Source organism: Aquimarina sp. KJ22-3 (assembly GCF_055808215.1).
The window spans coordinates 3,075,797-3,090,237 of the sequence record NZ_CM147859.1; the positions used below are offsets into that span (position 1 = coordinate 3,075,797).

Here is a 14,441-nt window from a genome sequence, read left to right on the forward strand (position 1 = left end):
TATGATATACTCCTGTCCTATCAGAAATGCAGCCAATGAAAACATAAAGCCCCATTATCTTGTGACCTATAAAGACGTATTCTCATGCAGAATACGTCTTTACTAATTAAAATCATACAAATACTAAAAGATAAATGAATATTTGGACACTAAAACTTTAATTATCTAGTTTTGTTACAAAAAGTAATCTATACCCCTTTTACTAAATAACCTATGAAAAAGAATCTTCTAAAGCGTCTAATGCCATTGACCTTACTCGTCAATGTCTTTTTTATTTACGGACAATCGAATGATCCAATTCTTATTTCTGAAAATAAAGAAATATTCGTAAACAGCATTATCAATCAAAAAAGTAATGCTCCTATCCGAATAGAAATTTCTAAAAATCAATCTCTTGACCTAAAATTGAACCTCAAAAATCAAAAAGGAGATGATGTATCGCTAATCGGGATTGTGAATAACGATCGTTTGTCGACATTCTCTCTAGAAAAAACGAATAATCAGCTTACTGGAGAACTTATCCTAAATGCTTCTAAAAAAGCTTACAAATTTAGTACCGATAATCAAGGTAAAGTATTTTTAACTGAAACTGATATTCATGATATACTATGCGTAGATTTTGAAAGTGTTGATGTTGATGAGAAAAAAGCAACAGGTACTCCACTAAAAATGAATCTTCAATTAGAAAGTCTGCCCGGTGCCGAAGGTATCATTTACCTCGATTTTGATGGTGAAGTAGTTACAGGAACTCGATGGGTAGGTGGTGATACGATCAATGCCGAAGCTGCAAATTTTACCGAACAACAAATCACTGATATCTGGAAGCTAATGGCCGAAGATTTCAGACCTTTTAATCTTAACGTTACCACGCGAAGAGATTTATTTGACGCATCTCCTATCAACAGAAGGATGATGGTTATCTTCACTCCTACCAAAGATGCATCTCCAGATGCAGGAGGTGTTGCGTATCTACGATCTTTTGCGTCAAATACTTTTGACGATCCTTGTTGGGTATATAACATAAGATCGGTAAGAGCTGCAGGAGAAACAGGATCTCACGAAGTGGGTCATACGCTAGGTTTGTCTCACGACGGACAAGGAGGTACAGAATATTATAGAGGTCATGGAACTTGGAGCCCTATTATGGGATGGAGTGTAAATAGACAAATAGGACATTGGAGCTTAGGAGAATATGAAGATGCAACTCAAGATCAAGATGATATTGCAATCATGGCGGACAATAGAAATGGTGTTGGTTTTAGAAATGATGATCATGCTGATATTATTACTGAAGCTACCTTGATTCAAGTGGGTACAGATGGTACCGTAAGCTCTGATCAAAATTTTGGATTTATAGGGCAAAGAACAGATAAGGACGTTTTTTCTTTTGTAATGGAAACAGGAGATGTATCGTTTAATTTTGAGCCAGATCCTGATTACCCTAATTTAAATATACAGGCTAGAATTTTAAATGCACTGGGAGAACAAGTTGCTTTTTCTGACCCTTCTGGCCTAAGCGCCTCAATAAGCACCAATTTACCTGGTGGAACTTATTTTATAGAAATTGATGGTGTGGGAGAAGGAAACAATTTGGAAGGATATTCTGACTATTCTTCATTAGGGAGTTATTACATCACTGGGAATTATATCCCTGGAGATAATAATCAACCTCCTGTAGCCAATTTTGAAGGAACCAAAATGGGATGCTCTCTTGTAGAATTCAAAAATCTATCCATCAATAAAGTAAATTCGTATTTATGGGATTTTGGAGACGGAAATACTTCAAACGAACAAAATCCATCACATACCTATGAAACTGCAGGAAATTACACAGTTACTCTTACCGTTACCAATGATGTTGGAGCAAATACCAATGAGAAAAATAACTTTGTAGAGATCAATATACCAGATTTACCTACTGGAGATGATCTAAATATTTGCCCCGGAGAATCGGTAACTTTAAGTGTATCAGGAAATAGTGACTTCACTTGGTATAGTGAAGCTACGGGGGGAATAGCCCTTGGTTTTGGTGCCGAATTTAATACTCCAGAACTCGATGCTACACAAACCTATTATGTAGGTGGTTCTATTGGTCAATGTAATACCGAAACCCGAACAGAAATTAGAGCTGTAGTAGTACCGTTACCTGAATCCCCAACCATAACCGTTAATGAAGCACAACGTCTATCCGTACCGGCCCAGTATACTAACTATCAGTGGTATTTGGATGGTGAAGCTCAGGAAAGTAGTGATCAGGCCGAATATTTGCCACAACAAGTTGGTGAGTACACCGTAGAGGTATTCAACGAAGCTGGATGTAGTGTAGTTTCTGCTTCGTTTGCAGTAGATAGATCACAGCTTAATTTAAGTTTAGACAATAGAGAATTTTCTTTCTTCCCTAACCCTCTTAAATCAGATCAGTTATTCAATATTGAAGGAATAACTGCAAACGATTTTGATCTTCGTATTGTAGATGTTTTAGGGCAAATTGTGTATCAATCTGAGCCCAATGCTATTTTGGATCTTAACGATTTAACATCAGGTCTTTATTTTATATTAATTAATAATGAGTCTATAGGAAAATTCATAAAACAATAGATAAACAAAACCCTGTTTAAGGCAAGTCCATTAACTCCTTTGGTTAATGGACTTTGCAATTTAAAAAACATTCTAAATTGGATTTTAACTTTGCTTTAATAGATTTTTGAATATCTTTAGAAATCAAAACACAAAACTTGAAAAACAGATTATCAACTTTCTTAATTTTCCTTTTTCCACTTCTGATATTTTCTCAAAAAAAAGGACAGGTTATCACTGATTTTGGAAAAACCTTTGAAGTAGTAAACCCCGATTTCAAAACAGATCTCAACAATGAATTGAAAGTCGTTTTTGATGTGGGAAGAAGTTTTAAGGACAGTACAAAAATAAATCCACTGATCAATACAGCTGCAAGGTATTTAAACATGCATGGCGATGCAGGAGTATCTAAAGACAAATTAAGTGTAGCCTTAGTAATTCATGGAGCGGCTGCCAATGATATCCTTACAAACGAAAAATACAAAAGCCGTTTTGGCATCGAAAATCCGAATGCGAAATTGATTGCAGATCTTCATAACAATGGTGTGCAAATTATACTTTGCGGACAAACAGCCGCATACCGAGGAATAGACAGAAGTGATGTGCTTCCTGAAATACAATTTGCTTTATCTGCCATGACTGCTTTGGTACAATTACAAAACGAAAACTACAGACTTATTAATTTCTAATTATAATGAAAACAAACACACTCTCATTTTTAACTGCTCTTTTGTTAGGGTTCTGCTCTTTACAAGCACAACAAATGGATGCCGAAATAGAGGCTATGGCAGAAAAGATAGAATCGAAGGTAATCGAATGGCGGAGAGATTTTCATCAAAACCCCGAATTGTCTAATCGAGAATTCGAAACGGCAAAAAAAATAGCAAAACATCTAAAAAGTTTAGGTTTAGAAGTATCAGAAAACATAGCTAAAACAGGAGTTGTTGGTCTATTAAAAGGAGACAACCCAGGTAAGACTATAGCCCTACGAGCTGATATTGACGCTTTACCCGTTACAGAAAGAGCGGATGTTCCTTTTAAATCTACTGTAAAAACTACTTTTCTAGATACAGAGGTTGGGGTAAGTCATGCTTGTGGTCATGATACTCATACTGCGATATTAATGGGAGTTGCAGAGATATTATCCAATCATAAGGACAAAATAAATGGAACAGTAAAATTCATTTTTCAACCTGCAGAAGAAGGCCCTCCTCCAGGTGAAGAAGGAGGTGCCAAGCTAATGATTAAAGAAGGAGTACTCAAAAACCCTGATGTCGATGCAATTTTTGGATTGCATATCAATTCAGGTACTCCTGTAGGTAAAATACGTTACAAATCGGGTGGAACAATGGCTGCAGTAGAACGCTTTGTAATCAATGTAAAAGGAAAGCAAACTCATGGTTCGGCACCCTGGAGCGGAGTAGACCCGATATTAATTTCAGCAAAAATCATAGATGGTTTACAAACCATTATTAGTAGAGAATCCCCATTAGTAAATGAAGCAGCAGTGATCACCGTTGGAAAAATCACCAGTGGTGTACGTTTTAATATTATCCCTGAAAGTGCAGAGCTTATCGGTACGGTAAGAACATTAGCTCCTCCTATGAGGGCGTTAATCATCCGTAGAATGAAAGAAATGGTCCCTGCGATTGCTAAAGCCTATGGAGGTGAAGCTACCATAAGCTTTCAAAATAATACCTCTATTACCTATAATGATCCGGATCTAGTAAAAAAAATGTTGCCTACCATTCAGAAAGTTGCAGGTAAAGAAAATGTCTTATTATCAAAGGCAACGACAGGTGGTGAGGACTTCTCCTATTTCCAGGAAGTGGTACCTGGTTTTTATTTCTTCCTAGGAGGTATGAGTCCAGATACAGATCAAGCTCCTGCACACCATACTCCAGATTTCTATATCGACGAAAGCGGACTTGTACTTGGAGTAAAAGTAATGTCGCAATTAACTATAGATTATCTTAACGCTCAATAAATAACGGAACTGCTTATGGAAAATATTCTTAATTTTTTAGGTTCGATATCGTGGTGGGTGTGGATTATTATCGCACTATTGCTTGTCGCCATAAGAGATATATTTTTCAACAAAAAACATACGATTAGTCATAACTTTCCCATCGTTGGTCATTTACGATATTTACTGGAAAGTATTGGCCCAGAAATCAGACAGTACTTTGTTGCCAACAATAGAGAGGAACTACCCTTCAATCGTATAGAAAGAGGCTGGGTTTATGCATCTTCAAAAAATGAAAACAACTACGAAGGCTTTGGTACAGATAGAGACATCTACTTACACCAACATCTATTTGTAAAAAACTGTATGATTCCTTTTAAAGCAGACAAAGAACATCCAAATGCAAAAGATAAAAGTTTTTTGCCTTGCGCAAAGGTAATGGGACTTCATAATAAGCGTAGAAAACCATATCGACCAGGATCCGTGATTAATGTTTCTGCTATGAGTTTTGGTTCTTTATCGGCTAGAGCTGTCGAATCCCTAAACATTGGTGTTCAAAAAGCGAATGCGTATCATAATACCGGTGAAGGCGGACTTTCTCCTTATCATAGTAATGGTGCAGATGTAGTTTTTCATTTTGGAACCGGATATTTTGGTGTTAGAGATAAGGACGGGAATTTTTCTATGAAAAAGATGAAAGAATTGGTAGAGAAGAATCCTTTTATAAGGGCTATCGAAATCAAACTTTCTCAAGGAGCTAAACCGGGTAAAGGAGGTGTTCTGCCTGGTGCTAAAATCACTCCTGAAATTGCAAAAATCAGAGGTGTAGAACAAGGCAAAGATGTACTCTCCCCTTCTACTCACACTGCTTTTTCGGATGTTCCAGAGCTTCTACAATTCATTGAAGATATTGCAGAAGAAACTGGTCTACCCGTAGGAATTAAGGCTGCAATTGGTAAAACCGAGCAATGGGAACTACTAGCACAACTGATGGTGGAAAGTGGAAAAGGTCCTGACTTTATTACTATTGATGGTGGAGAAGGAGGAACAGGAGCTGCACCGCCAAGTTTTGCAGATCACGTATCCTTACCATGGGTGTATGGTTTTACGGCGATTTATAAGATTTTTCAAAAACATAAGCTTGACGAACGTATCGTATTTATTGGCAGTGGTAAGTTAGGATTTCCTGCAAAAGCTGCAATGGCATTTGCTATGGGTGTCGATTGTATTAATGTTGCCAGAGAAGCCATGCTAAGTATTGGATGTATCCAAGCCCAAATATGTCATACCAACAAATGTCCTAGCGGAGTGGCTACCCAAAGTAAATGGCTGCAAAAAGGAATTGACATTCCTTTAAAATCTGATCGTCTTGCGCAATATTTTAAAACATTTCGAAAAGAATTTATTGAAATCACACATGCTTCTGGTTATGAACACCCATGTCAGTTTACAATGCAAGATGTTGATTTGAATGTAGATGATGGAGAACTCACAAAAACGCTGGAAGAATCGTTTCGATATACCAAAACACCTGTCGCGTATACTTGTGCGCAGGATTTAAAAGAATGTACGTATCTTGGCGGCTATTACAAAAAACTGATTCACGAATAACACTTAAAAACATTTCTATTACCAATGGATTTTGATATCATACCATTACTCATATCTCTTATACCGGCTACGCTTATTACAATTATTGCCTTGTATTTTTTCAAACTGCATACTAGCAACGAAGAAAGACGTCGTAGATTTTTATTACATCGAGAAAATCAGAAACAAGCATTACCACTACGTTTACAAGCTTATGAACGTATGGCGCTATTTCTTGAACGCATCTCCCCCGGAAAACTGTTAACCCGAATGGCTCCTGTAGGAGATGAAAAGGAGCAATATATATCGTTATTAGTGCATACCATCGATCAAGAATTTGAACATAATCTTACGCAACAAATTTATGTTTCTGATGAATGCTGGAATACGATTAAAACGGCAAAAAATACTACAATCGCTATGATCCGAAAAGTCGGATTGAAACCAGAAGTAGATTCTGCAGATAAGCTTAGAGAAATTCTTCTTACCGAAATTATAGAAAAAGGATCTCCTAGTGATGCAGCGCTAAGTGGAATAAAAACAGAAATTGCCGAATTGTTTTAATCATAAAGCGATAAAAGTCTGGAATTGATAGCTATCCAGCCATATCAATATCCTTAAGCTTATTTTCTTCGGCTTGCTTGGCCTTTTGTTCGGCATATTCAAACCCTTGACGCCACCAGCTACGCATTAATTTTTTGTTGAAGACTAAAGAGTTTTCGGTAAGTTTTGAAGGGGTGTAATATAAGTTGAGAGGAACATCTTTGTTCACTGCGGCGAGTTTGCCCAAAACGGTATCATGTCCTTCTACCTGATCCAACATATATCCAAACAAGTTGACCATCAAGGAAAAAGGATTTTTACCTAATACTTTGTTATGCTCCATATTCTCGGATTCGAGAATAATAGCATCTACCTCTGTTGCCCCTCTCTTTATAGCTTCTCTGATAGGAACCATACATCCAAACCCTCCATCAGCATACTCACAACCATTTTTGGTAGCCAAGCTCATAAAAGGAATATAATTGCAAGAAATCCAGATCCAATCACAAAAATCCTCATAAGAAAAATCATTGATCGATTTATACTCCGTTTTACTTTTGGTAAGATTAGAAACGGTTACTACTACATCCTCTACACGTTCCTGTGCCATCTTAAATTCCAATTCTGTAAAATTTCTTCGTATGGCCCGGCGTAGGTTTTTACTTTCTCCAAATGTTCTTTTCAACTTGATAAATTGCCACAACGAAGACAAAAAATTAATAGAAACGAATTCTCTATTTCCTTTTTTACGAACTCGAAAAGGATTTACATTAAAAATCGTTCGTTGATTTACGTTAGTGTAGATATCATAGACCTTTTCCACATTGCCCAACGCCAATTGTGGAATTAATAAACTCCCAGTAGAAGTTCCCAAGAACAAATCGTATTTCTTTCCTTGTTCCTGAATCAAATATTGAGCAACGCCTCCTGCGTAGGCTCCTTTACTTCCTCCTCCTGATATAACTAGGGCTTTCATATTACAGTCTATTAGATAGATTCTTTTGTTTCGCAAATTTGTAGCCTCTTGTCCACCACTCTGTCATTTTTTCTTTATCAAAAATCAACGAATTTGTAGTTAATACTGTAGGCGTATAATACAAATCCATAGCTACATTGTATTCTTTTGCCTGAAATTTGCCAATTCTAATATTTTGATGCTCGATTTGGTCCATCATAAAATTTACCATATTGGTAATCAGAGAAAATGGGTTTTTGGCAGGCATACGATTGAGATAATTCACTTCGGTTTCCAAAACAATTACATCCAGTTCTGTTGCCCCTCTACGGATAGCCTCTTCTATGGGTACCATCGACCCCAATCCTCCATCCACATAATCACAATTATTTTTTCGTACCAAACTCATAAAAGGTGGGTAATTGCAAGAAATCCAGATCCAATCCAAAAAATCTTCATACTCACATTCTTTAACGGATTTATACTCTACTTTATTTGTAGAAAGATTGGTAACCGTGACTACCACTTCTGGGTAATTGGATTTTAACGTTTCAAAAAAGGGTTCAGAAATGGCAGATTCTATGAGTTCTCTTAAGTTTCGGCTATCCCCAAAAGACTTTCGTTTCTTTAGTAAATTACGAAGTACATTAAAATGATTGATACTAATATTGGTATATCCTCTTTTCTTCTTAACGATAAAAGGACAGTTTCTGAATATCGAAGATTGGTTTACTGAAGTGTAGAACTTTTTGATCTCTTCAATCTTGGAGAGTGCCAAATGAGATACCAACAAACTACCGGTGGAAGTACCTATAAAAAGATCATACTTCCTCCCTAAATCGTTAATTAGGTACTGTGCAACTCCTCCGGCAAAGGCTCCTTTGCTTCCTCCGCCAGAAATTACCAATGCTCGCATATTTTACATTATGGGGTTAATTTTTTTTGTAAAAAATCCTGTTGATTTTTTGGTAAACTATTCTTTAAATCTACATATTTCTTTCGATATTTTTCTTCTTTCAAGAGTTTATCTAAAATTTTTCGACATGAATTTCTAAAACGCCAATTGTGATGCGTAGCGCCATCTATCAGGTCCATCATAGACTGTTCTGAGAACGCCTGTAAACTCTCCAAATAGGCAAATGCATTTTCTCTTGTACTAAAATTATATTTGGAAGAAGTGTAACCCGATAATTCTTGGAAAAAACCTTGATGATTTTGCGTTTGATACTCTTGAGTGCTTAATGCTAAAACCAACCAGAGAATCCTCACATTTTTATCATTAAACCCTACAATCTCTTTGGTACTTTCCAAATACTCACTTCGCTTTTCTGGGAAATTAGCCCATAAATGATATAGTGCAGGTTCTATAGTAGCATATGAATCATCTTTCAGTAATGACTCGTATTGTTCTTGTAATCCTTTGGGTATTTTACTCAAGGTACTTGCTATAGCTTGTCTAACAAATACATTGTTCGTTTCAAATGCCTGATCATATAGAGCGATTACTTCTGGAGAGGTATCTCCTGCCAGTTGATACACTACTTCCTGCCCGATATAATCATTAACCGGAAAATCAAGTGATTTTGCAAGCGTCCCCCATTTACCAGCTATAGGCTGTGTACGCTCTTGGGCTAAACCGAGGTACTTTTTGATAAAAGCTGATTTGGTTAATATATCCAAAGCTTGTTGCGATGGAAACTCAACGTTTTCTAACCACAAGGTCACAAAATCGTCTAATTCTTTACCGGATACTTCTTCTGCAATATCAAAAAAGTTCTCCGTCTCGACATTCTTAAACTTGTACTTTTCTAGGAAGTTATGTATTGTAATCTTAAAACTGGTATCTCCTATAAGGTCGCGAAGCGCATATAAGACCCAAGCTCCTCGTTGATAGAATGTTAATGAACTTGCTTTGGGGTCTAACAATGAAGTAGCTTGTTTTGACTTTGATAATTCTGTAAGCTGCTCTGCACTTTCATACAATTTGTATAAAAAATAATCTTCTCCAAAAATATCCTTCTCTACCAAAAGCGCATAATAGGTAGCAAAGCCTTCCTGCAACCAATGGTGTGTTCCTTCGGTTTCGGTAATCAAATCACCAAACCACTGGTGAGCAAGTTCGTGAGCGTTTACATTGATATAGTTTCTATCAACAAATGCGATCTCATCCACTAAAAAAGCATCAGAGAAAATGGTGGCTCCCGTATTTTCCATACCTGCATATAGGAAATCCTTAACAGGTATTTGTTTATAATTCTGCCATGGATAAGCATATCCTATTTCATCTTCCAAAAAATCAAACATGCGCTTACTGTGTTTATACGTAGACTCAAACTTGTCTTTTGCCTCTGGATAAAAGTACATTTCCAAGGGGATACCACTGGCTGATGTTTCCACCACCTTTTCATATTTTCCTGCTGCAAACGCTAGTAAATAACTACTCATCGGAGCTTGCATATCATACTGCCAACGATTAATCGAATCATTGATAGCTTCCATTTTTTCAAGCTTACCATTTGCAATTACCTCAAAACCTTTTTTAAAATCGATAGTAAGATCAAATTCCACCTTTTCATTCATATCGTCAAAACTAGGTACCCAATTTGAAGAATATTTCCCTTGCCCTTGTGTCCAAATCTGATCATTTCCGGCATAATCCTTAACAAAATACAATGCTTTTGTGGGTGAAGCAGTATAACTTACTGATACTTTATGAGTATTGCCTTCTTTAAAATCTGATTGAACTAGGATTTTGGAATCATCATAATCAAATTTGACTTCTTTGTCGTCTAAAGCAACCGATTTAATCGTCATCTTTTGAGCATCAATCCAAAAAGACGGTGTATTACTTACTACCTCAAAGTCGTATGTTACCATACCTTCAATTTGTTTCTGCTCTGGAAATAAGGAAATCCTAACTTTTGCATTGCTAAAATCTACAGAAGGTTGTGCTTTTGAACTTATTCTTTTGACACTTGTGTCCGTTTCTTGAGCAAAAAGGGACAGTGAAAAAATCGTACACAACGTATATATAAAAAGCCTCATAAAATTGGTAAATCAAATGTTTTGCCAAAATAACGATTTTAGCGCAGCATTGTGACAATTTTGGCATTGAACAATATGCCAATAAGTACTATATTCGTCCTAATGAATACTAATATCTTACAAACACCAATAGATTACTTAAAAGGCGTTGGACCCTCTCGCGCGGATCTTTTGCGTTCAGAATTAGGAATTCATACCTATCAGGATTTGATCAATTTATTTCCGAACCGATATATTGACAAAACTCATTATTACAAGATCAATCAATTGCAAAGAACTTCTGCAGAAGTACAAATAGTGGGTAAAATTGTTCATATCAAAACCGTAGAGCAAAAAAGAGGAAAACGTCTTGTTGCCAAATTTATTGATGATACCGGAGAGATGGAATTGGTTTGGTTTAGAGGACACAAATGGATTCGAGAAAACCTGAAACTCAATACACCTTATGTGATTTTTGGTAAAACAAAGTATTACAACGGGTATAGCATGCCTCATCCAGAAATGGAACTGCTCGCAGAACATGAGCAAAACCTGAGAACGGTTATGCAACCGGTATACCCTTCTACAGAAAAATTATCGAACAAAGGGATTACCAATCGGGTGATCATGAAAATGATGCAGCAATTGTTTGTAGAAACCAAAGTGCGTTTTTATGATACACTTTCTAAAGAAATTCTGGAGGAGCTAAAACTGATTTCAAAAAGTGAGGCTATTTTTAATGTGCATTTTCCAAAAAGTCAGGAATTGCTGTCCAAGGCTCAATATCGACTTAAATTTGAAGAGCTATTTTATATTCAACTCCAGTTAATCACCAAAAAACTGATTCGCAAACAGAAAATAAAAGGGTATCCTTTTACAGAAGTGGGTGCTTATTTCAATACTTTTTACAAAGAGCATTTACCTTTCGAATTGACGAAAGCTCAAAAAAGAGTGATTAAAGAAATTCGAAATGATATTGGTAGTAGTGCACAAATGAATCGATTGCTACAAGGAGATGTAGGTTCTGGGAAAACGATTGTAGGATTAATGGCCATGTTGTTGGCTATCGATAATAATTTTCAGGCCTGTTTGATGGCTCCTACTGCTATTTTGGCAAACCAACACTATCAGGGGATTACAGAACTTACCAAAGACATGGATATCAATGTAAAGCTGCTGATGGGGAGTTCTACTGCCAAAGAACGAAAAATAATACATCAGGAATTAGAAGACGGTTCACTCCACATACTAATCGGCACTCATGCTGTTTTGGAAGATAAAGTACAATTCAAAAATTTAGGATTAGCCATTATCGATGAGCAGCATCGATTTGGGGTAGCACAACGTTCAAAATTATGGCACAAAAATGATTATCCTCCCCATGTTTTGGTAATGACCGCTACACCCATACCCAGGACGTTGGCGATGAGTTTGTATGGAGATCTGGACATTTCGGTTATTGATGAATTACCACCAGGTCGAAAAGCCATCAAAACAGTGCATCGATATGATAGTAACCGATTAAAGGTGTTTAAATTTATTGCTGATGAAATCCAAAAAGGAAGACAGATCTACATCGTATATCCTTTGATACAAGAGTCTGAAGCCATGGATTATAAAGATCTGATGGATGGATATGAGAGTATCGCCCGCTCCTTCCCTATGCCTAATTATCAGATTTCTATTGTGCATGGTAAAATGAAACCTGCCGACAAAGACTATGAGATGGAACGTTTTGTTAAAGGTGAAACCCAAATTATGGTCGCAACAACGGTAATTGAAGTTGGGGTGAATGTGCCTAATGCCAGTGTTATGATTATCGAAAGCGCAGAGCGTTTTGGGCTGTCTCAATTGCATCAATTGCGGGGGCGTGTAGGACGAGGTGCAGAACAAAGTTATTGTATCCTTATGACCAGTCACAAATTATCATCAGATAGCAAGACAAGGCTCGAAACCATGGTAAGAACCAATGATGGATTTGATATTGCCGAAGTTGATCTTAAACTTAGAGGACCTGGAGATATTATGGGGACGCAGCAAAGCGGTGTTTTGAATCTGAAAATAGCAGATATCGTAAAGGACAACGAGATTTTAAAAACAGCTCGGTACTACGCCATGAAAGTGTTAAAAGAAGATCCTTCTTTGGCCTTGGACAAAAACAAAGTACTGCTCTACACCTATCAGCAAATGGCAAAACATAAGAATATCTGGAACTACATCAGCTAGTCTATCATAAATCACCTACTCTTCCGTTATTATATATAAATGAATTAGTATGCGATTTTTATTTGTTCTTACACTAGGTTGCTTTTTATATTCTACTTCTAATTTTGCACAACATCTTGACGAAAAGGATTGGTCTACCCTTTCAGATTTTGCATCATCAGGAAACATGTCTGCTTTTAACTCTCATTTAAAACAAGGAAATTTCTTAGAAATACAAGAACCGAATGAAAAGTACGTTTTTTACCAATGGAATCAGGAAAGCCCCTATTTCTATGGTGTTCGCGTCAATAAGAAAACCAAACAAGTCGCGTATCTCACCAACGATAATAATTATGTACTTACGTTATTATCCAAATTTTTGACCATGTATACCCTGTCCAAATCTGATAAAAAAGAAAACGCTACTACCCATGTTTTTCAGTCTCCTAATAAAGTATTGGCGATCAAACTGGACACAAAAGACAAAAACGGAACACACTTATTGTTTGCCTCTAATAATTAAAAATAAATTGATAAGAGAATTCTAAATGCTTCTTAGCCATATTTAATTCTTATTTTGGTCTTGGATTTTTTATATACAATTCCTGATATTAGAGGACATTGTTGACTTCCATACCAATCATACAAATAAGAAAAACTTTGGATACTATTGACTCACAAAATGATTATATTAAAAGAATAAATAATGTTTTTGTTTATATTGATAATCATTTAGAATCTCCCCTTTCTTTAGAATCTATAGCCACTATTGCGCACTACTCTCCTTTTCATTTTCATAGAGTATTTAAATTGATTACCGGAGAAACCCTGAACGCGTACATCACTCGAAAACGAATCGAAAAAACAGCAGCCTTGCTCTCTCGTCGAAAAGACATTTCAATTACCGATATATATACTCGATATGGTTTTGGTAGCAGTTCTTCGTTTTCGAAAACATTCAAGAAATTTTATGGAATAAGCCCTTCTCAATTCAGAGAACAAACACCTAGCAAATATAGCAAGATAAGGAAAGTCAAAAGCAAGAATGGACAACAAGAGCTTCTGTTTGAAGAATACATTTGTAACACTATTAATCTTAAAAAATGGGTTACCATGAACGCAAAAATAGAAGTAAAAGAAATGCCACAAACCGAACTAGCCTATGTAACCGCTATAGGCGCTCAAAACTTAGGAAAAGCTTATGACAGTTTGATGAAATGGGCAATTCCCAAAGGGTTGTTAGCAACACCTGAAACAAAAGTGATCACTATTTATCATGATAGTTTTAAAATCACTGCTCCAGATAAAGTACGAATGAGCGCTTGTATCGCTATTAATGACAAAATGGAGTTAGGTAATGAAATGGGACGTACACAAATCCCCAATAGCAGATGTATTATAGGTAGTTACACCATTGGTGTAGAGGAATTTGAAAAGGCATGGACGGGCTTATTTGTATGGATGAATGAAAACGGGTATAAAAAAGCAGCCCAAGATCCTTATGAAATCTACCATAATAACTTTAATGAGCATCCAGAAAAAAAGTGTATTGTGGACTTCTGTATTCCGGTGGAATAAGTA

At 36.4% G+C, this 14,441-nt stretch carries 11 protein-coding genes; 8 read left to right on the top strand and 3 right to left on the bottom strand.

What is annotated here, in order from left to right; translation table 11 throughout:
- Nucleotides 1-213 precede the first annotated feature (213 nt).
- From AC0L3Q_RS14325 to AC0L3Q_RS14345, 5 genes are all read left to right on the top strand, one after another.
- Complete coding sequence (locus tag AC0L3Q_RS14325; RefSeq protein ID WP_473280311.1) at nt 214-2,598, top strand: PKD domain-containing protein; 2,385 nt, start codon at nt 214-216, stop codon at nt 2,596-2,598.
- Nucleotides 2,599-2,735: 137 nt separating this feature from the next.
- Complete coding sequence (locus AC0L3Q_RS14330) at nt 2,736-3,266, top strand: DsrE family protein (RefSeq protein ID WP_473280313.1); 531 nt, start codon at nt 2,736-2,738, stop codon at nt 3,264-3,266.
- 5 nt (nt 3,267-3,271) lie between these two features.
- Complete coding sequence (locus tag AC0L3Q_RS14335; RefSeq protein WP_473280315.1) at nt 3,272-4,564, top strand: amidohydrolase; 1,293 nt, start codon at nt 3,272-3,274, stop codon at nt 4,562-4,564.
- Nucleotides 4,565-4,579: 15 nt separating this feature from the next.
- Nucleotides 4,580-6,154, top strand: coding sequence for an FMN-binding glutamate synthase family protein (locus tag AC0L3Q_RS14340; RefSeq protein WP_473280317.1), 1,575 nt, complete (start codon nt 4,580-4,582; stop codon nt 6,152-6,154).
- 24 nt (nt 6,155-6,178) lie between these two features.
- Complete coding sequence (locus AC0L3Q_RS14345) at nt 6,179-6,697, top strand: DUF7935 family protein (RefSeq protein ID WP_473280319.1); 519 nt, start codon at nt 6,179-6,181, stop codon at nt 6,695-6,697.
- 31 nt (nt 6,698-6,728) lie between these two features.
- On the opposite strand, the gene AC0L3Q_RS14350 is transcribed toward AC0L3Q_RS14345, so the two are convergent.
- From AC0L3Q_RS14350 to AC0L3Q_RS14360, 3 genes are read right to left on the bottom strand one after another with little or no spacing between them, the layout of a single operon-like run.
- Complete coding sequence (locus tag AC0L3Q_RS14350; protein ID WP_473280320.1) at nt 6,729-7,652, bottom strand: patatin-like phospholipase family protein; 924 nt, start codon at nt 7,650-7,652, stop codon at nt 6,729-6,731.
- Nucleotide 7,653: 1 nt separating this feature from the next.
- A complete protein-coding gene (locus AC0L3Q_RS14355) occupies nt 7,654-8,547 on the bottom strand; it encodes a patatin-like phospholipase family protein (RefSeq protein WP_473280322.1) in 894 nt (297 codons plus the stop codon).
- An 8-nt stretch (nt 8,548-8,555) separates the two neighbouring features.
- On the bottom strand, nt 8,556-10,676 hold the full coding sequence (locus AC0L3Q_RS14360; RefSeq protein ID WP_473280323.1) for a M1 family metallopeptidase: 2,121 nt from the start codon (nt 10,674-10,676) through the stop codon (nt 8,556-8,558).
- A 102-nt stretch (nt 10,677-10,778) separates the two neighbouring features.
- Between AC0L3Q_RS14360 and recG the strand changes: the two genes are divergently transcribed.
- From recG to AC0L3Q_RS14375, 3 genes are all read left to right on the top strand, one after another.
- Complete coding sequence (gene recG / locus AC0L3Q_RS14365) at nt 10,779-12,881, top strand: ATP-dependent DNA helicase RecG (protein ID WP_473280324.1); 2,103 nt, start codon at nt 10,779-10,781, stop codon at nt 12,879-12,881.
- A gap of 49 nt (nt 12,882-12,930) precedes the next feature.
- The gene (locus AC0L3Q_RS14370; protein WP_473280325.1) at nt 12,931-13,383 is read left to right on the top strand and encodes a hypothetical protein; all 453 of its coding nucleotides are present in this window, start codon (nt 12,931-12,933) and stop codon (nt 13,381-13,383) included.
- 137 nt (nt 13,384-13,520) lie between these two features.
- Nucleotides 13,521-14,438 carry an AraC family transcriptional regulator gene (locus AC0L3Q_RS14375; RefSeq protein WP_473280326.1) on the top strand — a complete coding sequence of 306 codons (918 nt, stop codon included), beginning with the start codon at nt 13,521-13,523 and terminating at the stop codon, nt 14,436-14,438.
- The last annotated feature ends 3 nt before the right edge of the window (nt 14,439-14,441 follow it).